This is a genomic window from Micromonospora sp. DSM 43699 (genome assembly GCF_055517075.1).
In genome coordinates this window covers 17,771-39,622 of the sequence record NZ_JBTMMT010000025.1, presented here as the reverse complement: position 1 = coordinate 39,622, position 21,852 = coordinate 17,771, and the positions used below count along the sequence as shown (strand labels likewise).

Annotated in this window: 22 protein-coding genes; 9 read left to right on the top strand and 13 right to left on the bottom strand. The window is 74.2% G+C overall.

Annotated elements, in window-relative coordinates:
- Nucleotides 1–69: 69 nt before the first annotated feature.
- The 4 genes from AC0AIB_RS14905 to AC0AIB_RS14890 are packed head-to-tail and all read left to right on the top strand — an operon-like array spanning nucleotide 70 to nucleotide 3,465.
- Nucleotides 70–963: an ABC transporter ATP-binding protein gene (locus AC0AIB_RS14905; RefSeq protein WP_328346680.1), complete on the top strand. Its 894-nt coding sequence runs from the start codon at nucleotides 70–72 to the stop codon at nucleotides 961–963.
- Nucleotide 964: 1 nt separating this feature from the next.
- Entirely contained in the window at nucleotides 965–1,696 is a 732-nt protein-coding gene (locus AC0AIB_RS14900; RefSeq protein WP_465096893.1) for an ABC transporter permease, read from the top strand.
- 21 nt (nucleotides 1,697–1,717) lie between these two features.
- Complete coding sequence (locus AC0AIB_RS14895) at nucleotides 1,718–2,863, top strand: sensor histidine kinase (protein ID WP_328346676.1); 1,146 nt, start codon at nucleotides 1,718–1,720, stop codon at nucleotides 2,861–2,863.
- Nucleotides 2,860–3,465, top strand: a complete 606-nt coding sequence (locus tag AC0AIB_RS14890) for a response regulator transcription factor (RefSeq protein WP_328346674.1) — start codon at nucleotides 2,860–2,862, stop codon at nucleotides 3,463–3,465. The genes AC0AIB_RS14895 and AC0AIB_RS14890 overlap by 4 nt, the downstream gene beginning before the upstream one ends.
- Before the next feature lie 31 nt (nucleotides 3,466–3,496).
- Here the strand turns inward: AC0AIB_RS14890 and AC0AIB_RS14885 are convergent, their stop codons facing one another.
- The 6 genes from AC0AIB_RS14885 to AC0AIB_RS14860 all read right to left on the bottom strand — a co-directional run bounded on the left by AC0AIB_RS14885 (nucleotide 3,497) and on the right by AC0AIB_RS14860 (nucleotide 10,659).
- Nucleotides 3,497–4,093 (bottom strand): GNAT family N-acetyltransferase, encoded by a 597-nt coding sequence (locus AC0AIB_RS14885; protein ID WP_328346672.1) that lies wholly within the window; start codon nucleotides 4,091–4,093, stop codon nucleotides 3,497–3,499.
- Between the two features lie 44 nt (nucleotides 4,094–4,137).
- Nucleotides 4,138–5,232: a winged helix DNA-binding domain-containing protein gene (locus tag AC0AIB_RS14880; RefSeq protein ID WP_328346670.1), complete on the bottom strand. Its 1,095-nt coding sequence runs from the start codon at nucleotides 5,230–5,232 to the stop codon at nucleotides 4,138–4,140.
- A gap of 130 nt (nucleotides 5,233–5,362) precedes the next feature.
- Nucleotides 5,363–7,846 carry an ABC transporter permease gene (locus tag AC0AIB_RS14875; RefSeq protein WP_328346668.1) on the bottom strand — a complete coding sequence of 828 codons (2,484 nt, stop codon included), beginning with the start codon at nucleotides 7,844–7,846 and terminating at the stop codon, nucleotides 5,363–5,365.
- Nucleotides 7,843–8,676: an ABC transporter ATP-binding protein gene (locus AC0AIB_RS14870; RefSeq protein ID WP_465096892.1), complete on the bottom strand. Its 834-nt coding sequence runs from the start codon at nucleotides 8,674–8,676 to the stop codon at nucleotides 7,843–7,845. The genes AC0AIB_RS14875 and AC0AIB_RS14870 overlap by 4 nt, the downstream gene beginning before the upstream one ends.
- Before the next feature lie 112 nt (nucleotides 8,677–8,788).
- Entirely contained in the window at nucleotides 8,789–9,445 is a 657-nt protein-coding gene (locus tag AC0AIB_RS14865) for a response regulator (protein ID WP_465096891.1), read from the bottom strand.
- Nucleotides 9,433–10,659, bottom strand: coding sequence for a sensor histidine kinase (locus tag AC0AIB_RS14860; protein ID WP_465096890.1), 1,227 nt, complete (start codon nucleotides 10,657–10,659; stop codon nucleotides 9,433–9,435). Before AC0AIB_RS14860 ends, AC0AIB_RS14865 begins: the two co-directional genes overlap by 13 nt.
- A gap of 168 nt (nucleotides 10,660–10,827) precedes the next feature.
- Between AC0AIB_RS14860 and AC0AIB_RS14855 the strand changes: the two genes are divergently transcribed.
- Nucleotides 10,828–11,046, top strand: a complete 219-nt coding sequence (locus AC0AIB_RS14855; protein ID WP_328346660.1) for a hypothetical protein — start codon at nucleotides 10,828–10,830, stop codon at nucleotides 11,044–11,046.
- Nucleotides 11,047–11,142: 96 nt separating this feature from the next.
- Here the strand turns inward: AC0AIB_RS14855 and AC0AIB_RS14850 are convergent, their stop codons facing one another.
- The 6 genes from AC0AIB_RS14850 to AC0AIB_RS14825 form a co-directional block, all read right to left on the bottom strand.
- On the bottom strand, nucleotides 11,143–12,153 hold the full coding sequence (locus tag AC0AIB_RS14850; protein ID WP_328346658.1) for a MerR family transcriptional regulator: 1,011 nt from the start codon (nucleotides 12,151–12,153) through the stop codon (nucleotides 11,143–11,145).
- Between the two features lie 5 nt (nucleotides 12,154–12,158).
- Entirely contained in the window at nucleotides 12,159–12,827 is a 669-nt protein-coding gene (locus AC0AIB_RS14845) for a HEAT repeat domain-containing protein (RefSeq protein WP_328346656.1), read from the bottom strand.
- 150 nt (nucleotides 12,828–12,977) lie between these two features.
- The gene (locus AC0AIB_RS14840; protein ID WP_442930810.1) at nucleotides 12,978–14,201 is read right to left on the bottom strand and encodes a multidrug effflux MFS transporter; all 1,224 of its coding nucleotides are present in this window, start codon (nucleotides 14,199–14,201) and stop codon (nucleotides 12,978–12,980) included.
- A 193-nt stretch (nucleotides 14,202–14,394) separates the two neighbouring features.
- Nucleotides 14,395–15,369, bottom strand: a complete 975-nt coding sequence (locus tag AC0AIB_RS14835; protein WP_465096889.1) for a siderophore-interacting protein — start codon at nucleotides 15,367–15,369, stop codon at nucleotides 14,395–14,397.
- A gap of 221 nt (nucleotides 15,370–15,590) precedes the next feature.
- The gene (locus AC0AIB_RS14830; RefSeq protein ID WP_328346650.1) at nucleotides 15,591–16,151 is read right to left on the bottom strand and encodes a GNAT family N-acetyltransferase; all 561 of its coding nucleotides are present in this window, start codon (nucleotides 16,149–16,151) and stop codon (nucleotides 15,591–15,593) included.
- A gap of 179 nt (nucleotides 16,152–16,330) precedes the next feature.
- Nucleotides 16,331–16,519 carry a hypothetical protein gene (locus AC0AIB_RS14825; RefSeq protein ID WP_328346648.1) on the bottom strand — a complete coding sequence of 63 codons (189 nt, stop codon included), beginning with the start codon at nucleotides 16,517–16,519 and terminating at the stop codon, nucleotides 16,331–16,333.
- A 13-nt stretch (nucleotides 16,520–16,532) separates the two neighbouring features.
- Between AC0AIB_RS14825 and AC0AIB_RS14820 the strand changes: the two genes are divergently transcribed.
- From AC0AIB_RS14820 to AC0AIB_RS14805, 4 genes are read left to right on the top strand one after another with little or no spacing between them, the layout of a single operon-like run.
- The gene (locus tag AC0AIB_RS14820; protein WP_465096888.1) at nucleotides 16,533–17,237 is read left to right on the top strand and encodes a tryptophan 2,3-dioxygenase family protein; all 705 of its coding nucleotides are present in this window, start codon (nucleotides 16,533–16,535) and stop codon (nucleotides 17,235–17,237) included.
- A 56-nt stretch (nucleotides 17,238–17,293) separates the two neighbouring features.
- Entirely contained in the window at nucleotides 17,294–18,526 is a 1,233-nt protein-coding gene (locus AC0AIB_RS14815) for a tryptophan 2,3-dioxygenase family protein (protein ID WP_328346644.1), read from the top strand.
- The gene (locus AC0AIB_RS14810) at nucleotides 18,523–19,689 is read left to right on the top strand and encodes an aminotransferase class V-fold PLP-dependent enzyme (protein WP_328346642.1); all 1,167 of its coding nucleotides are present in this window, start codon (nucleotides 18,523–18,525) and stop codon (nucleotides 19,687–19,689) included. The genes AC0AIB_RS14815 and AC0AIB_RS14810 overlap by 4 nt, the downstream gene beginning before the upstream one ends.
- Nucleotides 19,686–20,708: a methyltransferase gene (locus tag AC0AIB_RS14805; protein WP_328346640.1), complete on the top strand. Its 1,023-nt coding sequence runs from the start codon at nucleotides 19,686–19,688 to the stop codon at nucleotides 20,706–20,708. Before AC0AIB_RS14810 ends, AC0AIB_RS14805 begins: the two co-directional genes overlap by 4 nt.
- A 99-nt stretch (nucleotides 20,709–20,807) precedes the next feature.
- Here AC0AIB_RS14805 and AC0AIB_RS14800 read toward each other — a convergent pair whose 3' ends face one another.
- Nucleotides 20,808–21,824, bottom strand: a complete 1,017-nt coding sequence (locus AC0AIB_RS14800) for a methyltransferase (RefSeq protein ID WP_328346638.1) — start codon at nucleotides 21,822–21,824, stop codon at nucleotides 20,808–20,810.
- Nucleotides 21,825–21,852: the final 28 nt, after the last annotated feature.

Here is a 21,852-nt window from a genome sequence, read left to right as displayed (position 1 = left end):
CATTTGTCCTGGACGGCCGGGTATCGTCGGCTCTGCCACCGCCGACCCCGGCTGCCTAGCGTGACGGGCATGGATGACACCGCAGTACGCCTGACCGGGCTCACCCGGCGGTTCGGCCCCGTACGGGCCGTCGACGGGATCGACCTGACCATCGCGTCAGGCAGCACGGTCGCCCTGCTCGGTCCCAACGGCGCTGGCAAGACGACAACCATCTCGCTCCTACTCGGCCTCGCCCCACCCGACTCCGGAACGGTGACGCTGTTCGGCCGGTCACCGGGCGAGGCGGTCCGGGCCGGCCAGGTCGGAGCAATGGTGCAGGACGCCGGTTTCGTCGCCGGTGCCACGGTGCGGGACCTGGTCACACTCGCCCGAGGGTTGTATCCCCGGCCGTTGGACACCGCCCGGGTGCTCGCGCTGGCCGGGCTGACCGACCGGGCCGACCGCCGGCTGGACCGGCTCTCCGGCGGCGAGACGCAGCGTGCCCGGTTCGCCTTCGCGTTGGCCGGTGACCCGGACCTGCTGGTCCTGGACGAGCCCAGCGCGGCGCTGGACGTCGCCGCCCGGCAGGCGTTCTGGGCGGCGATCCGCCGGTACGCCACCGACGGTCACACCGTCCTGTTCAGCACCCACCACCTGCACGAGGCCGACGAGTACGCCGACCGGGTGGTGCTGCTGGCCGACGGGCGGGTGGTGGCCGACGGTCCGCCGGCGCAGGTCCGGGCGGTGGCCGGCGGCCGTACGGTGGCCTTCGACCTCGCCGACGGGTCGGTGGCGGGCCTCGACCTGCTGCCCGGCGTCCGGTCGGTGCAGGTCCGAGGTGGTCGGGTGGTACTCACCACCGACGACGCCGACGCCACAGTGCTGGCGCTGGCCGCCGACCGGGGCTTCCGGGGCCTGGAGGTCACCGGCGTCGGGCTGGAGGCGGCCTTCCTCACCCTCACCGGCGCGGAGGGGAAGCACTGACATGCGTGCCTATCTGCGCTTCGAGCTACGCCGCCTGGTCCGGGACCCGCGGCTGGCGCTGTTCACCGTGCTGGGCCCGGTCGTCACCTACGTGATCTTCTCGGGCCTGCTTCCGGCGGGCGACCGGCTCGAGGGCGTCACCGCCGCCGCCGCGCTCATGGTCGGCCTGGCCGGCTACGGTGCGATGGCCGGGGTGCTCTCGGTGGGCTCGTCGGTGGCCCAGGAACGCGCGGTGCGCTGGCTGCACCAACTGCGGGTCACCCCGCTGTCCCCCCGCCGGGTGGTCGCGGTGAAGGCCCTGGTCGGCACCGTGAGCGGGGTGCCGGCGCTGGTCGCGGTGGGCATCGCCGGACGCCTCCAGCACCACGTCGAGCTACCCGCCGGCAGGTGGGCGGCCCTGCTGGTGCTGATGTGGGTCGGCACGGTGCCGTTCGCGCTGCTCGGGCTCGCCATCGGGTACGGCCTCCCCCCGCAGCTCGCCCAGCCGGTCAACTTCCTCGGCTTCCTCGGCCTGTCGGTGCTCGGCGGACTGCTGGTGCCGGCGGCGTACTTCCCCGACGTGCTGCGGCACCTGGCGCACGCGCTGCCGACGTACCGGTTCGCCGAACTCGGTTGGCGTGCGGCGGCCGGCCTGGCCCCCGACCCGACCGGACTGGCGGTGCTCGTCGGGTGGACGGTGGCCTTCGGCGTGCTCGCTGCGGCGACGTACCGCCGGTCGACCGCGCCTCGCTGAGATCCCGCTACCGTGACGACCATGCCCGGTGTCACAAGCGTCACCGGCAGGAGCCGCCGCCGGGGCTTCCTGCTGGTCGCCGCGCACACGCTCTGGTTCTGGCTGCTGCTGCCCCCGGCCGCCGCGATCACCCACGGGCAGGTAGGTCCGGCGGCGGTCGCGGCGACCGGGCTGGTCACCTTCGCGCTGCTCTACCTCGCGCTGGTGGCGGTGCCGGTGGCCGACCTGGCGGTGCCACCCGTGCTGACCCACCTCGGTCTGGCGGTGTTCACGGCGCTCGGGGTGGGCCTCGCGGGCGCGTACGCCGGCGGCCCGGAGGGCTGGCTGATCCTGCTGATGTACGTCGCGACGGCCGGTGCGATCGGGCTGGTCCGGCCGGGCCTCGGATTCGCCTGGGTGGGTGGCAGTGCCGCCGCCGTCCTGGTGATCGGGGTGGCGCACCGGGTGCCGGCCGGTGACATCGCCGGTTCGGCGCTGATCACGGTGCTCGCGGGCACCCTGACTCTGGCGTTCGCCCGGACCGCCCGACTGGTGGCGGAGCTGCGACGCACCCAGCTTGAGCTGGCCCGCACGGCGGTCGAACAGGAGCGGCTCCGGTTCGCCCGGGACCTGCACGACCTGCTCGGCCACACGCTGTCCCTGGTGGTGGTGAAGGCGGAGGTGGTGCGCCGGCTCGCCCCCACCGATCCGGGGCGGGCGGCGGCGGAGGCCGGTGACATCGAACGGATCGGCCGTACCGCGCTCGCCGAGGTTCGCGAAGCGGTCACCGGTTACCGGGACCGCAGCTTCGGTCGGGAAATGGACGGCGCCCGCACCGCCCTGACCGACGGGGGGATCACCGTCACCGTGCGGCAGCCAGGCCGTCCGCTGCCGGTGGAGGCGGACGACGCGTTCGGTTGGGTGTTGCGGGAGGGTGTGACGAACGTGCTGCGGCACAGCCGGGCGTCCCGTTGCGACATCGAGGTACGCGCCGACGCCGAGGAGTCGGTGCTGACCATCGACGACGACGGCGTCGGCGGCCGGGCCGAGCCGGGCAACGGCCTGCGAGGTCTCACCGAGCGGCTGGCACAGGCCGGCGGCGAGCTGCGTGTCACCGCCGTCCGTGGCGGCGGTGTGCGGCTCACCGCCCGGATCCCCACCGGCACGGGCGGGTCGGTGCGCCGATGATCCGGCTGCTGCTCGCCGAGGACCAGGGCATGATGCGCGGCGCACTGGCCCTGCTGCTCAACCTCGAACCCGACATGGAGGTGGTGGCCGAGGCCGGCACCGGCACCGCCGCGTTGACGGCGGCCCTGCGGGTCCGCCCCGACGTGGCCCTGTTGGACATCGAGATGCCCGACGGTAGCGGGCTGGACACCGCAGCCGCGTTGCGGCACCGGCTGCCCTCCTGCCGGGTGCTGATCCTCACCACGTTCGGTCGGCCCGGCTACCTGCGCCGGGCGATGGAGGCCGGGGCGCGGGGGTTCCTGGTCAAGGACGGGCCGGTGGAGGAGTTGGCGGTCGCGGTCCGGCGGGTGCTGGCCGGTCAACGGGTGATCGACCCGGCCCTCGCGGCGGCGGCGCTGGCCGCCGGCCCGAATCCGCTCACCGAGCGGGAACGGGAGGTGCTCGTCGCCGCCGTGGACGGCGCCACGGTCGCCGACGTCGCCGCCCGGCTGCACCTGTCGGAGAGCACGGTCCGCAACTACCTGTCGGCCGCGATCGGCAAGACGGGCACCCGCAACCGGATCGAGGCGGCCCGCACCGCCCGCGCCAACGGCTGGCTCTGACCGGCTCGTGGCCATGGACGGGGTGCCGGTGTCAGACGGCTGGTCGATCGCCCCGGATGCGGGCGTGCAGATGCATGTCGTGCCTGCCGTCGCGATGGACGGCGTCGCTGCGCTTGGTGCCCTCCAGAAGGAAGCCGGCCCGCAGCGCGGTCCGACAGGACGCGGCATTACGGGTCGAGTGATCCAGGTGCAGACGGTGGAAGCCCGCCCCGTCCAGCGCCCAGTCGCCCAACGCCGTCAACGCCCGGGAGGCGACCCCCGTCCGCCGGGCGGCGGGAAGCACCCAGTACGCACACCCGGCGACACCGTCATCGAGATCCATGCTGGTCAGGGCGATCCGACCGAGCACTTCACCGCCGTCCCGGGTCACCGCCCAGCTGGCACCGGTCTCCCGCGCCCAGGCCTGGTGGTACTCCACGAACCACTCCCGGACCTGACTCTCGGAGGCAGGATGACGGGCGTGCCAGTGCTGGATCTCCGGATCCTGGTAGGCGGCCAGGAACACCGGGGCGTCGGTCGGTTCCCAGGGGCGCAGGACGAGGTCACCCGGCGCGGCGAGGGTCGGCTGCGGGCCGGCGGCGAGTGCCCCGGCGGGAATGGTGGGTGGCGTGGAAAGTGGTACCCGCACGCCTCATCCTCCCCCACCGTCGCGGACCGGTGTCAAGCCGCCGGTCAGGCGTCGATGTCGACGTCGACGCGGGAGACGCCCCGGTGCGCGGCGAGGCGTTGCGCCTGCGCGACGATGCTGTCGCGGGTCGCGGCGGACAGCTTGCGCCACGGCTGGACGGCGAGCTTCATCGCCCGGCCGGACTTGCGGGGACGCCAGGTGCCGACCAGCTCGCCGCCGGCCAGGACGGCGCCGGGGCGGCCCAGCACCGGCCACAACTCCTTGGCGTGGGCCGCGTCCGGCACCAGGGTCGCCCGGTCCCTGGCCTGGAGGAACAGGTCGTACGGGCCGAGCAGGCGGACGGCCGTGGTGTCGTCGCAGGAGACGAGTGCCGGCGCGTCGGCGGCCAGCACCGAGCGGGCCTGCCCGTCGACCCGTACCTCGGTCACGTCCTCGGGCCAGCGGGCCTTCACGTCCCTGACCGGGGCGTCGAGATAGTCGGCCACCTGCTGGGGAGTGGCCGGGCCGAGCAGCCGCAGGTAGGCGCGGATCAGGTCGAACCGGTCACCCGACGTGGCGGCCCTGGTGAATCCCGGGATGCGGTGCAGGACCGGTGGCGAGGTGTCGAGTCGCAGCTCCAGCCCGGCCCGCACGGCGGCCAGCCGGAACGGCATCTCGTAGAGGTGGGTGGCGGCGCAGGGGCGGCAGAACCGGAGGTAGGGCTGGGGCAGCAGCTCGGCCAACCGACCGGAGACGTCCCCCTTGACCGTCGGCGCGGTGACGACGTCCCGCAGCCGCGCGGCCACCTCGTCGAGGGCGGCCAGGTTGCCGATGCCGGCTGCCTTCAACGGCCTGGCGGCGTCGTAGATGCGTTTGCCCGCGTCGGCGTCGGAGTACGGCGCGACCGCCGCCGCCACCTCGCCCACGTCGGCGCGTCGGTAGAGGTGTGGCGCACCCCGGACGGTCCAGAGCAGGACCAGGTCCGCCAGGGACGGTTCCGGCACCTCGACCCCGCGCACGGCCAGCGCCCACCGGCCGCCGTCGGGGCCGGTGTCCTGCGCCCCGATGTCGAGGATCGCGGTGTCGGCGAGCGTGCCCTCGACCCGGTCGAGTTGCTGTGCCTGCACGCGGAAGTGCAGCACCTGCCGCCGGTCGATCATCCGGCCAGCCTAGGCGGCACCCCCGACAGAAACTCGCCGCCGCCGGGTTCGGCACGCCGAGAGCGCCCGCCCGGCGTGCCGTCGGGTTCGGCCGGCACCCAGGGGTGCCGGCCGGAGGGGTTCCCCGCCGCTACTCCTTGAGGCCGATGTGGTCGATCGGCGGCACCCGGAGCAACCGGCGGACCGGCCACACCGTGGTCGCCAGCGCCAGCAGGGTCGCCCCGCCGAGCACCGTCACCGCGCCCAGCGGCGGCACGTACGGGACAGGGCTGCCGGTCAGCGCGCCGACGATCGCGCCCAGGGTCAGCGCCGCGATCGTCGCGCCGACCAGCACCGCGCTGCCGAGCAGCCCGGCCTGCTCGGCGTGGACCATCCCCCGGACCTGCCGTCGGGTGACCCCGACCAGCCGCAGCAGCGCCAGTTCGCGCCGGCGGGCCAGCGCCGCCAGCACCATCGTGGTGGCCGCGGCCAGTGCCGCGTAGCCCACCAGCACGCCGACCAGCAGCCGGTTCAGCCAGGCGCCGAGGGCCAGGTCGGTGCCGATGAGCCGGGCACGGGTGGCCGCGTCCCGCACCTGGACGCCCGGCTGCCCGGCCGACCAGGCGGCCAGCGCGGCGTCGGCGTCCGGTCCGGCACGGACCAGGATCTCGTCGGCGGTGCCCCCGGCGGTGTGCCCGGCGACCGTCCCGGTGGCCAGCGTGACGTCGCCGAAGCCGAGGCCCCGGCCGTAGATCGCGACGACCCGCAGGGTGACCGGGGTGCCGTCGCCCAGCCACAGGTCCGCCCGGTCGCCGACCTGCCACCCGGACGCGGACGCCTGCGTCGCGGACAGCGCGACGGTGTCCTCCGCCAGGTCGGCCGGGTCGCCCTGGCGCACGTCGAGGTCCATGGTGCCGGTGAGACCGGCCGGGTCGACAGCCTGCGCGCCGACCGCTTCGATCCCGTCGGTCGACCGCACCACCACCTGGGTACGGCGTACCCCGGTGGCGGCCCGCACCCCGGGCAACTGGCGGACCTGGCGGACGGCGTCGGCGGGTAGCCCGCCCGGGGCGGTCAGCACCCGTTCGGCGAGCGTTCCCGCAGCACTCTGGGCCACGGTCTGCCGCTCCAGGTTGGTCTGGAGAAACCAGACCGAGCCGCCGAACCCGACCGACAGCACCAGGGCGGTCAACACGGTCGCCATGCCCTGTGCGTTGGCCCGCAGGTTGGCCGCGGCCAGGTAACCGCTGACCCGCCAGAGGCGGGACAGCACCGGGGTCAGCAGCCGGGCGGCGTACCCGTTGATCCAGGGTGCGAGCAGCGCCACCGCGATGACGAACAGGTAGAGCATGCCGACCGCGCCGGCCAGCGCCCCGGTCGAGCCGCCGCTGCCGGCCGTGAACGCCCCGGCGGAGCCGGCGCCCGCCAGCGTCGCGCCACCGGCGATCAGCCGTACCCGGCCGGGACGTCGGGCTTCGACGGCGATCTCGCCGAGTGCCTCGACCGGCTTGATCGCGGTGACCCGTCGGCCGGCGACCAGCGCGGCGAGCACCGCCACCAGCACCGCCGTACCGACCGCGACGGGCACCGCGAGCAGGCCACCGGTCATCGGGAAGTCGGCCGGGACGAACCCCCGGCCGACCAGTTCACCGTGCGCCCAGCGGGCGGCCAGCAGGCCGGTGGGCCCGCCGAGTGCGGCGGCGACCAGGGCGAGCAGGGCGGCCTCGGCGAGCAGCATCCGACGCACCTGACCCGGGGTGGCCCCGATCGCGCGCAGCAGCGCCAGGTCGCGGCGGCGGTGCCGGACGGAGAGCCCGATCGTGCCGGCCACCACGAAGACGATCAGCAGGACGACGTACCCGCCGAACGCCGAACCGGCGGTGACCAGCAGGCCCTGGGCGGCCAGGTTCGCCGACTGCTCGGCCTGCCCCCGGTCGGCGTCGACGTAGGTCGTGGCACCGGTGGGCGAGACGATCCGGCGGACCGCGTCGGCGACCGCGGCGTGGTCGGCGTCGGGTGTCAACCGCACGCCGATCGCGTCCACCCGCCCCGGGGCGGCGGACAACCGGGCGGCCTGCGCGTCGGTGAAGAACACCGAGGCGGTGCCGGTGTCGACGGTGGCGCTCACCCGGTAGGACCGGCCGACCCCGCCGACGACCAGGTCGATCCGGTCGCCCGGGACCGCGCCGAGCCGGGCGTCGGCGGCCACCTCGTCGTCGGCCCGGGGCGCGACGCCCGTGGTGACCGGCCGACCGGCGAAGGCGTAGGTGCCCCAGCCGTGCCCGACGGCTGCGGGTGCGCCGATCGGCACCCGGTCGTCGGCGGTGACGGCCGCGACACCGGGCAGCCGGCGGATCCGGTCGGCGAGGGCGGCATCGACCGTGCCGCCTTCGGGAAGGGCGACGGTGCTGGTGCTGGTGTCGCCGCCGAACTCCTGGAACGTGTGGCTGACCGTGCGGTGGGCGACGACCAGGTCAGCCGCCGCCCAGAGCCGCGGTTCCGGGCGGAACCGCAGCCCGGACTCGACGAGGGTGCCCATGGCGACCAGGATCAGCACCCCGGCGACCAGGGCGAGCAGCGTCGCGGCGGCCGGGCCGACACGGTGCCGCAGCAGGCGGGCGGCCAGCCCGGTCATCGGACGGCCCGCCCGTCCAGCGTCGCCAGGTGCTCGGCGATCCGGGCCGCGCCGAGTTGCGGCAGGTCGGCGACGATCCGGCCGTCGGCCAGCACCAGCACCCGATCGGCGTACGACGCGGCGACCGGGTCGTGGGTCACCATGACCACTGTCAACCCGTGCTCGTCGACCACCGCCCGCAGCAACGTCAGCACCTGCGCCGCGGTGTGCGAGTCGAGTGCCCCGGTGGGCTCGTCGCAGAAGATCACCTCCGGCCGGGTGGCCAGCGCGCGGGCGATCGCCACCCGTTGCTGCTGGCCGCCGGAGAGCGCCGCCGGCCGGTGGTGCAGCCGGTCGGCGAGCCCGACCCGCTCGACCACCCGGCTCAGCCAGGCCCGGTCCGGCCGGATCCCGGCCAGCCGCAGCGGCAGCACGATGTTCTCCTCGACGGTGAGCGCGCCGATCAGGTTGAACGCCTGGAAGACGAACCCGATCCGGGTCCGCCGCAGCTCGGTCAGCCGGGTCTCGGACAGCCCCGACAGGTCGGTGTCGCCGATGACGACCCGACCGGAGGTGGGCCGGTCCAGCCCGGCGGCGGTCTGCAGCAGCGTGCTCTTGCCGGACCCGGAGGGCCCCATCACCGCGGTGAAGGTGCCCCGGTCGAAGGCGACGTCGACCCCGGCCAGCGCGGTCACCGGGGTACGACCGGCCGGGTAGACCCGGGTGAGCTGCGCGACCCGGACCGCCGTACCGACGGCCCCGGCCGGGGCGAGGGTCCGGCCGGGAGCAACGGTCCTCGCGCGGTCGACGGTCCTCGCGGGGTCGATGGGGTGTGCCGGGTGGACTGGCATCCTGGTGGCCTCTTCCGTGTCAGCGGGGGTGGACTGCGCGCACCAGGAACGCTATGGAGCCGGGGAACCGGAGACCATCCAGCGGGCTGCCGGGGTCGGGGTACAGCAGGCGCTACCGCCGGTCGCCGTCGAGGTAGCGCAGCACCGCGGTGACCCGGCGGTCGGCCCGGTCGTCCGGGGGGAGCTGGAGCTTGGCGAAGATGTTGCGGATGTGTTTGTGCACCGCGCCGTCGGTGACGTACAACCGCTCGGCGATCGCGGTGTTGCCGAGCCCCTCGGCCATCAGTCCCAACACCTCGCGCTCGCGCGGCGACAGCTCGCTCAGCGCCGTGTCCGGCCGGCGGTTGCGGGCCAGCAACTGCCCCACCACCTCCGGGTCGATCACACTGCCGCCGTCGGCGACCCGGCGCAGCGCGGCGAGGAACTCCTCGGCCCGGCCCACCCGCTCCTTCAACAGGTAGCCGAGCCCGGCCGCGCCGACCGCGAACAGCTCGGTGGCGAACGCCTGCTCCACGTACGCCGAGAGGACCAGCACCGCGAGGCCGGGCTGGCGGCGACGGGCCTCCACCGCGGCCACGATGCCCTCGTCGGTGTGCGTCGGCGGCATCCGGACGTCCACGATCGCCACGTCCGGCGCGTACGCGTCGATCGCGGTCAGGAACTCGCCCGGGGTGCCCGCCGTGTCGACCACGTCCAGGTCCTCCGCCCGTAGCAGCAGCGCCAGCCCCTCCCGCAGCAGCGGGTCGTCCTCGGCGATCACGATCCGCACGGCAGCTCCACGTCCATTCTCGTCGGTCCTCCCGGTGGGCTGGTCAGGGTCAACCGGCCGTCGTACGCCTCGACCCGCCGGCGGATGCCGGTGAGCCCCGAACCACGTGCCTCGTCGGCGTCGCCGTGCCCGTCGTCCTCCACGGTCACCCGAAGCCGGCTCTGTTCCCGGCGCACGGTCACGTCGACGTGCCCGGCGCCGCTGTGCCGGACCACGTTGGTAAGCGCCTCCGCCACCACGAAGTAGGCGGTGGCCTCGACCGAGACCGCGCAGCGTACCGCCACGTCGACAGTGAGCCGGCAGGGCACCGCACAGCTGCCGGCCAGGCCGGCCAGCGCACCGGCGAGGCCCCGGTCGTCCAGCACCGGCGGCAGGATGCCGCGCACCACCGTACGCAGTTCACCGAGGGCCTGTTCCGCCGCGTCCTGCGCCCGCCCCAGGATCTCGTCGGCCCGCTCCGGGTCCCGCCGTACCGCCCGGCGGGCCGCGCCCAGCAGCACGTTGACCGCGACCAGCCGGTTCTGCGTGCCGTCGTGCAGGGAACGTTCGATGCGGCGCAGTTCGACCGCGTGGGCGTCCAGCGCCGCGGCCCGGGTGGCGGTCAGCTCGGCGACCCGCAACGACAGGTCCACCCCCGGCGGCGGAGGCAGCAGCCACCGGCCCGGCCGGGCCTGGAGGCGGGCCAGTGCCGGGCCACACACGACCGTGGCGACCAGCCAGCCCACCCCGAGCAGGCCGACCGCGAGCGCCTCGGCCAGCCCGTCGATGTGCCACCAGATGATCCCCGGCGCACCGGCCTCGGGTGGGATCAGCCGGTACCACAGCGGGAAGGTGACGTCCTGCACGGCGTAGAGCGGCAGGGCCAGGCCGAGCATCCCGGTGACCAGACCGCTGACCGAGTGCAGGGTGACCCAGCCGAGTTCCCGACGGACGAACGGGTCGCGTACCGCCACCCGCAGCGCGGCCGGCACCGGTCCCGGGGCGGGGACCGGCCGGCCCCAGCGGGACAGTCGGGCGCGCTCGCGGTCGGCCACCGAACGGACCACCCGCAGCGCGCCGGGCGCCGCCGGCAACCCCACCCCGACCAGACAGGCCACCGCCACGAGCGCCGCCCAGAGCAGCGCCGCCAACGCCAGCAGCGCGGTGCCGAGCCCGCCGACGAGATGCTCGAGGGCGTCGACCGAGGCGCGGATCCGGTCCCGCAGGTACGTCATCGGAAGACCTCCCGCGCCAACATAGGCCGCCGCACGCCCGGCCGGCAGCCTCCGGCCCGGAAGGTACAGCCTGCTGTACCACCGACGGTGGCGTTGGCGGGATCGTCGGCGACCCGCCGCCCGCCTAGCGTCGGACAGGTCGACGACCGTCGCACCGAGGAGGCAGCCATGACCGATCCGTACCGCGTCACCGACGCCCCGGCCGAGACCCCGCAGCGGACGGACGGCCTGCTCCGCCCGCTGTTGTGGCTGGTCCTGTTCGTCAGCGCGGCGGCCAACGTGGTGCTCACCACCGTCGGCGACAACCCGTGGGTAGGCTCCGCGTGCGGCCTGGTGGCCGTGCTCTGCGCGGGAACGCTGATCGTCCGGCACCGTCGCGGTCGCTGACCGGTGACGGGGAGCGACCCGAGGCCCGCCCGAGTGGCCGCGCCGGTGCCGGGCGCGCGGTCGCCCGACGGGGGCACCGCCCCGGCACGTCACCGCTCAGCAAGCCCCGTCCCGGGTGGTGCGTAGCGTGCGGATGTAGGTCGCGGTGAGCGCCACGGAGCGGTCCTGGTCACCGACGAGTGCCGCCAGCGCTCGCTCCGTCCGGTTCCCCGGGATGCCCGCGAGCGCCTGGGTCAGCCGTCGCCGTGCCGACTGCTCCACGGTGCCGTGGGCACAGCGCTCGATGAGCGCGGCGGCGATCCGGTCCGCCGACACCGGATCGGTCGCCAGCGCGCTCAGCACGTCGGCGGCCTCGACGTCGTTCGCCGCCTCGACGATCATGTCGACCAGGGTCGGGACGGCGTCGGCGACGCCCCGGGCCCCGAGGGCCAGAGCCGCGTACCTGCGGACCACCACGTCGTGGTGGCCGAGGGCGTCCCGCAACACCGCCGTCACCGCTTCGTGCGGGATCTCGACGACGCACCGGACGGCACGCTCGCGTACCTCGGCCGCCGGCGAGTCGAGCCCGTCGGCCAGCAGCGGCAGTCCCTCGACCCCCGAGTGCGCCAACGCCCACCGCAGCGCCCCGGCCACGTGAGGGTCGGGCTCGCCCAACGCCGCCTCGACCAGTGCTTCCACCGGCACCGCACCGACCGAGGCCAGGGCGGCGCGCTGGCGCTCTCCCGCGCTCGGCGAACCCAGTGCCTGCAGGAGCGCGACGGCCTGGAGGACGTCCTCCCAGTCGTCGGGCTCGACGGCACCGATCCGCCGCAGCCGGGTGAGCAGTCGCGTCTGCGTGGCGATCCGCGCCCGGGTCTGCCGGATGAGGTCGTCGACGAGCACCGAGGGGGTGAAGCCGGGATCGTCGAGGGCCCGCCCCACCTCGCGCAGCGACAGCCCCAGCGACCGCAGGCTCTCGATGTGGAAGATCCGCCGGATGTCCTCGCCGGAATACTCCCGGTAGCCGGCGCCGGTACGACCGGTCGGACGTACCAGGCCGAGCGATTCGTAGTGCCGGAGCATCCGGGCGCTGACCCCGGAGCGTCGTGCCACGTCACCGATCAGCACCCTGCTCACCCCTCCCGGCCGAAGTCGCCGAGGGCCACGACGCGCTTCGCCTCCTCGACCGAGACCACGAATCCGGCGTCCGGGTCGCGCAGCAGCCTGCGGGTGGCGAGCGCGTGCGCGCGTACCCGGGGATCGGGGTCCGTCGTGGCGGCGTGCAGGACCGGCTCGGCCACTTCGCCGAGCGCGGCCAACGCCCGACCGAGGCTCAACTGCGTCTGCCGGTCGCCGCGCCCGAGCTGGGTCGCCAGCACCACGGCCAGCCCGGGTTCCGCCCCCTCCGGCACCAGGGCGACAGCCGCCCGCCAGGCGCTGCGCGCCACCTCGTCGTCGGCGTCGGTCAGCAGCGCCCGGGTGATCGCCGGCCAGGCGCTCCGGTCCCCGATCTTGGACAACGTGTGCAGCGCCTGGCTCCGGGCCTGCGCCCGCGTCGCGCGCAGTTCGGCGACCAGTCGGGGAACCGTCAGCACGGCACTGTGCCGGGTGAGTGCCCAGGTCAGCATCTCGCGTACCGGGAAGTCGGGTTCGACCGCGCAGCGGGCGACGAGCGCGTCGACGCACCGCGGATCGGGGGTGGTGCCGATCGCCAGCGCAGCACGCAACCGCACCGACGGGTCGCCGTGCGCCAGCCCCCGAAGCGCGCGCGCCGATTCCGTATCCCCCTGCGACCAGGTCATCCGGCCCACCTCCCGGCCACAGTCAAACCCCTGCCACAGTGTCAGGGTCAACCGGGCCCGATGGCGTCCCCTGCCGTCAGCGCGGGTTCGTGTCGGCGCGCGTCGCGGTCTCCCCGGACCCTCGCCGTGGCGGCGGGCGGGTCGAAGCGCTCAGTGCACGGCCACGACCGCCGAGGTCGGCTCCAGGTCGGCGAGCCGGGAGGGCCGTACCACCAGGAACAGCACCGCCAGCGCCGCCACCATGCCGCCGGCCACCACCAGGGCCATCGCCACCGCGCCGTTGCCCAGCACGCCCACCATCGGCGCGGCCACCGCACCGACGCCGAACTGCACGGCACCGAGCAGGGCGGACGCGGTGCCGGCCGCCTCACCGTGCCGGGACAGCGCCAGCGCCGGGGCGTTCGGCATCGCCAGCCCGGCCGCCCCCAGCACCACCCAGAGCGCCACCAGCAGGGCGGGCAGCCCACCGAACCCGGTCACGGCGAAGGCCAGCAGCGCCAACCCGGCCAGCGTCCCGAGGCTCAGCGAGGTGACCAGGATCCGCTGCGGTGAGTAGCGGCGCAGCAGGCGAACGTTGTACTGGGCCGCCCCGATCAGCCCCACCGCGCCCGCTCCGAACGCCAACGCGAACTGCTGCTCGTCGAGCCCGTACCCCTCCTGGAGGACGAACGACGAACCGGCGACGTACGCGAACAGGGCCGCCATGGCCAGGCCGGCGACCAGGACGAGCCCCACGAAGGTGCGGTCGCGCAGCAGTGTGCCGTACAGGCCCACGGTCTGCCACACGCCACCGCGTTGCCGGCGCGCGACCGGCAGGGTCTCGGGCAGACCGACCACCGCGACCACGACGAGCAGCACGCCGAAGACGGCCAGGGTCACGAAGACGCCCCGCCAGTCGGTCCAGCGCAGCACCCCGCCGCCGAGGGTCGGGGCGAGGATCGGCGCCGCACCCATCACCAGCAGCAGACGGGAGAGCAGGGTGGCGAAGGCGGTGCCACTGAACAGGTCACGGAGCACCGCCATCGCGACCACCGTGGCGGCGGCGACGCCGAGGCCCTGCACCACCCGCAGGCCGCCGAGGACCGCGATGGTGGGGGCGACGACGCAGAGCGCCGAGGCCACGATGTGCAGCGTGAGGCCGGCGATCAGCGGGCGACGACGTCCGACGGCGTCGGAGAACGGCCCGATCAGCAGCTGGCCCAGGGCCAGCCCGGCGAGCGTGCCGGTGAGGGTCAGCTGGACCGCCGCCGAGGTGGTCGCGAAGTCGGCGGCGATGGCCGGCAGCGCCGGCAGGTACATGTCGATGGTCAGCGGGCCGATGGCGATCAGCGAGCCGAGGACCAGCACGAGCCGCACCCGTTGCCGCCGGGTCATCAGGTCACCCGGCGTCGGTGCGACCTTCGTCAACTGGTCGTGGGCGACATCGGTCATCGGGGAAGCTCCGCCCGGTCGTGGTGCGGCCGGGCGGAGGACAGTGCGACAGTCACACCTTGCTTCAAATCCGGATCCGCTTCGCTGATTCCCGCTCCACCGAGAGGTAACGCGGGTCACAGCCGGAGGAAACGCCTCAGGCGGGGTCCGCGCGCCCCCGGCGCCAGTACCCCATGAACGCGACCGCCCGGCGGTCCATGCCCCGCTCGGCGACGAGGTGCCGGCGCAGCGCGCGGATGACGCCGGCCTCACCGGCCAGCCAGGCGTAGACCGGGACCGGCGCCGACGGGGTGGGGACCTCCCACAGCAGGATCCGGTCGACGTCGACGTCCGCGACAGGCACGCCGGGGGCCGGGGCAGTGGGAACCGGCCCGCCGGTGGGGAGCAGGTGTTCCGCCGCCGCCGCGACGGCCGGGAGCAGCCGGCTGCCGTGCTCGCCGCCGTCGCGGGCCAACCAGTCGACCGTGACGCCGGGCGGGGCGACGACCGGCAGTACGTCGGCCCGGTCCGGCACCTCCAGCAGCGCCTGCCCCCGGGCGTCGAGCGGCAGGCGCTCCAGGATGGCGCAGATCGCGGGTACGGCGGTCTCGTCCCCGGCCAGCAGCAGCCGACCGGCGGGCGGCGGACGGAACTCGAGGCCGCCGTGGTCACCGTGGTAACCGGCGTCCGGCCCGAGCAGGCCGACCTCGTCGCCGGGGCGGGCCCGCAGCGCCCACCGACCGGCCGGGCCGCTGTCACCGTGCAGCACCAGATCCACGTCCACCTCGGCCAGGTACGGCCGGACCGCCCGAACGGTGTACGTGCGGATGGGACAGCGTTCGTCCTCGGGCAGCGCCCGCCAGTGGGCGTACCAGTCGACGCCGCCGGGCAGTTGGACGCCGCGCCGGCCGGGCAACGGCAGCACCAGCTTCATCCGCTGGTCGTAACCGTTGTCGGCGAACCGGTCGAGGCCCGGTCCGGTGAAGGTGACCCGGAGGAAGGACGGACTGAGCCGACGCACCGTGCGTACCTGCACGTCGAACAGTCGCCACGGTGCGACGGGCAGGGTCGCGGTCCCGCCGCCCGTGGCACGGGCGCGCTCCCCCGACGGGCGAACTCGATCACCAAACATGTAGGTGAGGCTAACCTAACCAGATTGGTGGATGGCCACCCGGCCCACCAGCCCCCCGTTCGGGGACGCCACCGCCGCTCCGCGCCGCGCCCCGACCGGCCCCGGCGGGCAAGGCGCCCGGCGGTCATGGCATGAGCATGGCGGGTCCGCTGCCCGACTGCCCGGCGGGCATGGCATGAGCATGGCGGGCATGGCGGCCCGGGTCGGCGTGGCGGCCCCGCTCAGCCGCGCACCGCCGACCGGTCGAGGAAGAGCAGTTGGGCGCGCTTGTCCGGCAGGTCGATCTGCGGGCCGGGCACGAAGCCGGCGCGGACCAGCCGGTCGACGGCCCGCGCGTTGCGCGCGTCCGGCTCGGCCACGATGCGCAGCCGGGCCGGGTCGGCCAGCACGAACGCGAGGAAGGCGTCGAGGAGCACACCGGTGAAGCCGGGTTCCACCCCGCCGTCCGGGGGGCCGATGAGCAGGTGGATGCCGAAGTCGCCGGGGCGTACGTCGTAGCACCCCCCGACCGGGTCGGCGGCCGGCTCGTAGGTCTGGAACAGCGCCACCGGCCGGCCGTCCCGGTGGACCAGGTAGGCGTGGTGGGTGGTCGACGAGTCCAGGTACGTGTAGATCTCGTGGACCCGCTCCCGGCTGGCATCGCCCATGCCCCAGAACCGGGACCGTTCCCGGGTCACCCAGTCGTGGATCAGCCCGACGTCCCGGTCCGGTTCCACCGGTCGGATGGACACCTCGCCGAAGCCGTCGATCAGCCGCGAGCCGGAGATCGGCGCAGTCGTCATGGCACCCCCTCGTGAATCCGAAACAGATCACCCACCACCGCCGAGAGCGCTGCGGCGGGACCGCGCCCGGCACGTCAGGAGAACCCCACCACACGACCAGCAGGTAGGCAAACAGCCACTCTCGGTAACGAGGGTGGCGTGGTCCACCCCGGCACCCCACTTCCCGCTTGACCCGCCACTCAGCAGGCAATCATCGACGCCGGCCGGACACAATTCATTCTGCCCGCACCGGCGATCCGGCCGGAAAAACGTGATTCATCCCTCGACAGGCGGCCGAAGAATACAAAAGTCGGGGGTGACACATTGCTGATGTTCGTTGCATAATTGCCGCCGTTGAGCGCCGGGATCCGTGCCGCGCCGGCGTTCACCGGAGGGATATTCATGAAACGTGACCAGTCACCTGTGCTGCCGGGCGGCGGCGCTACGGACTACGCCCGTTACATGCGCACCGACGAGCTGCTCGATCTGCAACGCGACCCGGCGGACATGCTGCACCGCGACGAGCTGCTCTTCCAGGTGGTGCACCAGTCCGCCGAGCTGTGGCTGAAGCTGGCCGAGGCCGAGCTGGCCGAGGCCGTCGCCCGGACCACGGCCGACGACCCGCAGGCCGCAGCGTCGCTACTGGAGCGCGCGATGCTCGCGGTACGACTGGTCACCGACCAACTGGAGATGTTCCGCCACCTGTCACCTGTCGACTTCCAGGCGATGCAGCCGGCACTGGGCAACGGATCCGGCGCCGAGTCACCCGGGTGGCGACGGGTGGCGACGGTGAGCCGACAGCTCGGCCGGGCCTTCACCGCGCACCTCGCCACCCGGGGCGGCAGGCTCGGCGCGCTGGATCCGACCGACCCGACCCGCCGGCTCGCCGAGGCGATGACCGCCTGGGACGAGCGGGTCTCCCAGTGGCGGGTACGCCACTACGAGGTCGCCCTGCGGGTCGGCGGGCACGCCCCCGCCGGGTCTCCGGGGAGCCCGGCGACGGTGCTCGCCAAGCTCATCGGACACCGGTTCTTCCCCGAGCTGCGGTCGGCCCGGCCGGACACCGACGTACCGGCGGCGACCCATTCCCGCACCGCACAGGCATGACGAGCCGCGCCACTCGAAGAATCGTCGGCGCTGTCCCTGACCGATCCCCATCCGAGGTGCGGTTCGTGCGTGAGCTGACGAACTGGTCGTCCGGTACGGCCGACCCCGAACAATTCCCCTACCACGCGGTAGTCGCCGAATTCAATCGAGTCGGTAAACACTTCGTCAAAAAAGAACTCCTTGCCCTACTGGACCAGCTCCGCGCCCAGGTGAACGCCCGAGCGGCCCCCGACCGCCAGCTGTCCGCCTTCCTCGACGTGGCGCTCGACAAGTGGGACGCCCGGTACGACTACCTCAGCTACCTGGCCCTGCCCCTGCTCCCTCTACCGGCCGTCGGGCGGCGGGAGCGCGACCGGCTCCTGGTCGACCTCGTCGCCGACGCCGTCGCCTTCGAGCTGGCCGCCTCGACCGACGGCACCGACCTGCTCCCCGAGCAGCGGCCGGGACCGATGCTGGTGACCAAGCGGTGCCGGCTCGGGGTACGGGCCGGATTCGCCGCCCTCACCCGGCTCGGTCTGGCCGGGACGGTCACCGACCCGGACCCGGTCACCGCGGCGGTGGCGCTGCACCGGCTCGCCGTCACCGGTCGTGACGCCGCCCGGGAGCGGGTCCTGCGGCTGAGCATGTTGCCGGTCTACGTCTCCCACGACGAGTACCTGTTCATCCGGGTGCTCCAGGCGTACGAGTGCCTCTTCGCCGGGGTCGCCGAGGAGCTGCGGGCCACGATCACCGCGCTGGGCACCGGTCGACCCCGCCAGGCCGCCGCCCGGCTGGCGTACGCCCGGGAGCTGATCGGCGGGGCCGGGGCGTTGTTCTCGCTGCTGGCCACCATGCAACCGGCGGCGTTCCGGACGTTCCGCGAGTACACCGAGGGGGCCAGCGCGATCCAGTCCCGCTCCTACAAGCTGATGGAGTCGCTGTGCCGTACCCCGGAGCCGGCCCGGCTGGACTCCACCGCGTACCGGTCGGTGCCGGAGGTGCGCGACCTGGTACGGGCCGGCCAGCCGTCGATCGACCAGGCCTACCGGGCGGCGGTCCGCGACGGCCGGCTCCGGGGAACCGAGCACACCCTGGTCCGCCAGCAGATGGCGGCCTTCGCCGAGGCCGTGCTGACCTGGCGACGCACCCATCACCGGCTGGCGGTCCGGATGCTCGGCTCCCGCACCGGCACCGGTTACACCGAGGGCACCCCCTACCTGGCGGCCGTCCGCTCCGTGCCGGTCTTCACCGCCGTGTCCACCGATCCCCGTCCATCCCGGACCGACCCGATTGGAGGCCGCCCCGAGTGAGCGGATCCGACACCCTCCCGGCGCGGTGCCTCGACGCCGCCGCCCACGCCGCCCTGCGCGCCGAGTTCCCGCTGCTGGAGACGTGCGTCTACCTGAACAACAACTCGACCGGCGCGGTGCCCCGGGGCGTCGAGGAGGTGCTCGCCGGCTACTGGGAGACCCTGCGCGATTGGCGCGACGACGTGTGGCAGGGCTGGCACGTCGGCCTCGACCGGTACGCCGACTCGGTGGCCGCGCTGCTCGGCGCACCCGCCGGCAGCGTGGTCACCGACGCCAACCTGAGCACCCTGCTGGCCCGGGTGCTGTCCTGCTTCGACTACCGCCCGCCACGGGACCGGATCGTCACCACCGACCTGGAGTACCCGACGGTGCCGTTCATCGGCACCGCGTTCGGCCGCTACGGCGCGCGGCTCGACGTGGTCGGCACCGGTGGACCCCGGTTCGACGAGGACGCCCTGCTGGCCCGGGTCGACGAGCGGACGCTGCTGGTCTGCGTACCGCATGCCAGCTTCTCCTCCGGGGCCACCGTCGACCTGCCCCGGCTGGTCGCCCGCGCCCACGACGTCGGCGCCCTGGTGGTGGTGGACGCCTTCCAGACCGTCGGGGTGGTCCCGCTGGACGTGACCGCGCTCGGCGTCGACATCGTCCTCGGCGGCGCGCACAAGTGGCTCTGCGGGGTCGGCACCGCCTTCCTCTACGTCCGCCCCGACCTGGTGGAGCGCCTGGCACCGGCGGCCACCGGCTGGCAGGCCGGCGACCGGGCGCTGACCTTCCGCCCGTCGACCGGCTGGGCGGCGGGAGCGCAACGCTTCGCCGGCGGTACGCCGTACCCGCTGACCTCGCTGGCCTCCCAGGTCGGCCTGGACCTGCTGGCGGGGGTCGGCACCGCGGCGATCCGGCGGCACTCGCTGGCCCTCACCCAGCGGGTCCTGGACCGGGCGGCGGCGGCCGGTATCACGGTGGTCAGCCCCACCGACCCGGAGCGTCGCGGCGGGGTGGTGTGCCTCGACGTCGCCGACGGCGAGGCGGTCAAGCGGCGGTTGGCCGCGCGGAGCATGATCTGCAGCTGGCGGGGTTGGCTGCGGGTCGGACCGCACGTCTACAACACCCTCGACGAGGTGGACGCGTTCATGGACGCGCTGGACGAGGAGCTGTGCCGGTGACCGTCACCCTGTCGCCCCGGGCGCTGATGAGCCTGCTCTTCAACGGGCCCAAGGCCGTCGACGTGCTGGAGACCGCGCTGGCCCTCGGCCTGCTCGACGCGCTGGAACCCGGCCCGGTACGCCTCGACGCGTTGGCCGCCCGGTTCGGGGTGCGCCCGCTGCGGCTCTACAAGTTCCTCGACTGTCTGGAGACCCTCGGCTGCGTCACCCGGCACGAGCCCGGCGACGACATCGCCGCCGCCACCTACCGGGCGGTGCCGGGGCTGCGGGACGCCGTGGTGGCGGCGGTCGGCCCGGACGCGATCGAACGGGACCGGGACCGCTACCCGTGGCGGGTGCTGCACGGCCGGCTCGCCGAGAGCCTGCGCGGTGAGGTCGGCATGACCGACGACGACTTCGCCTGGCCGCCGAAGACCGACGCGCAGACCGCCGACTTCGAACGCAGCATGGCCGCCGGGCTCGGCCCGGTGATCGAGACGCTGCACCGGCACGCCGACCGGCTCTGGCCGGACCGGCGACGCCTGTTGGACGTCGGCGGTGGCGACGGCACGCTCGCCGCGCACATCCTCGACACCGCCCCCGACCTGCGGGCCGACGTGTTCAACCTGCCGCCGGTGTCCCCTCTGGTGACGGCCACCCGGATCGCCCGGGGTCATCCCGACCGGTTGGGGTTCGTCGGCGGCGACTTCCTGGCCGGGCCGCTGCCGTCGGGCTACGACGCGATGGCGTTCGTCCGGGTGCTGCACGACTGGCCCAACGACGTGGCCCGACACCTGGTCGAGCAGGCGTACGCGGCGTTGGAGCCGGGCGGGCTGCTGCTGATCGGCGAGGAGTTCCGCACCCCGGACCGGCTGGCCGTGCAGTTCTTCTGGAGCTACTTCCTGATCGGGGTGGACAGCTGTGTGAGCCGGCTGCGGGAGGTCGAGTTCTACACCGGACTGCTCGCCGAGGTCGGCTTCACCCGGGTGGCGGTGCTGCCCGGCGGGTGGGAGCTGGTCACCGCGTACAAGCCGGGCTGACCCCGTCGGCGTTGACCCGTCGGCGCGGATGCCGTCCGCGCCGACGGGTCGCCGCCGGCACGCCGCACCGGTGTCCGGGCGGCGGGCCGGAGCACGCGGTCAGGGCCGGCGGGCCACCACCGCGCCGTTGGCGCCGGGTGCGTCGAAGGGCACCGTACGGACGTCGACGAAGCCGGCGTCGACCAGCCAGGCGGTGTACTCCGCGCCGGAGTAGTTCTTGCCGCCCTCGGTCTCGATGAGCATGTTCATGCCCATCAGGGCGGCCTCCGGCGGGCCGGTGCGCTCGTCGTTGAGCAGCAACTCAGAGACGACGATCGCGCCACCGGGTGGCAGCGCGGCGTGGCAGCGGGCCAGCAGCGCCCGGTTGGTCGGCTCGTCCCAGTCGTGCAGGATCATGCTGAGCAGGATGACGTCGTGCCCCTCCGGCAGGGCCGGGTCGGCGAGGAAGTCACCGGCGACCGCGCCGATCCGCCCGGTCAGCCCCGCCTCCGCGATCCGTTCCTCGGCCCGGACGCAGACGTGCGGCAGGTCCAGGATGGTCGCCCGCAACTGCGGTAGCCGCTGGCAGAACTCGATCGGGAACGCCCCGGCCCCGCCGCCCACGTCGAGCAGCCGACGGTGTCGGCCGAAGTCGTACGCGTCGGCCAGCGCGCGGGCGGTGAACCGGGAGGTGGCGAACATGGCATCCCAGAACTGGGCCACCAGCTCCGAGTCGGCGGTGTCGAACAGGGACTTCTGCTGCTGCGGGTCCCAGGTCAGCGGCCGGTTGCCGCGCAGCGCTTCCCCCACCCGGTGCCAGGGCAGGTAGGTGCGCAGGTCGGAGTAGCGGACCTGGGCGCCGAAGTAGTACGGCTGCCCCTCGACCAGGAACTGCTCGGCCAGTTCGGAGTTGCGGTAGCCGTCGCCGGCCTTGTCGAGCAGCCCGAGCGACGCGCTGGCGGCCAGCAGCAGGTCGGCCGGGCGTTCGTCGAGTCCGAACTCGGCGGCGGCCTCGGCCACGGTGATGGTCCGCCCGCCGGCCAACCGGGTGAACAGGCCGAACTCGACCCCGACGGCGAGGGTCTTGAAGCCCCAGACGCCGGCGACGAGACTCATGAGAGGAGTGGGATTGATCATCGGTACATAAGATCATGATTGGCCGGCC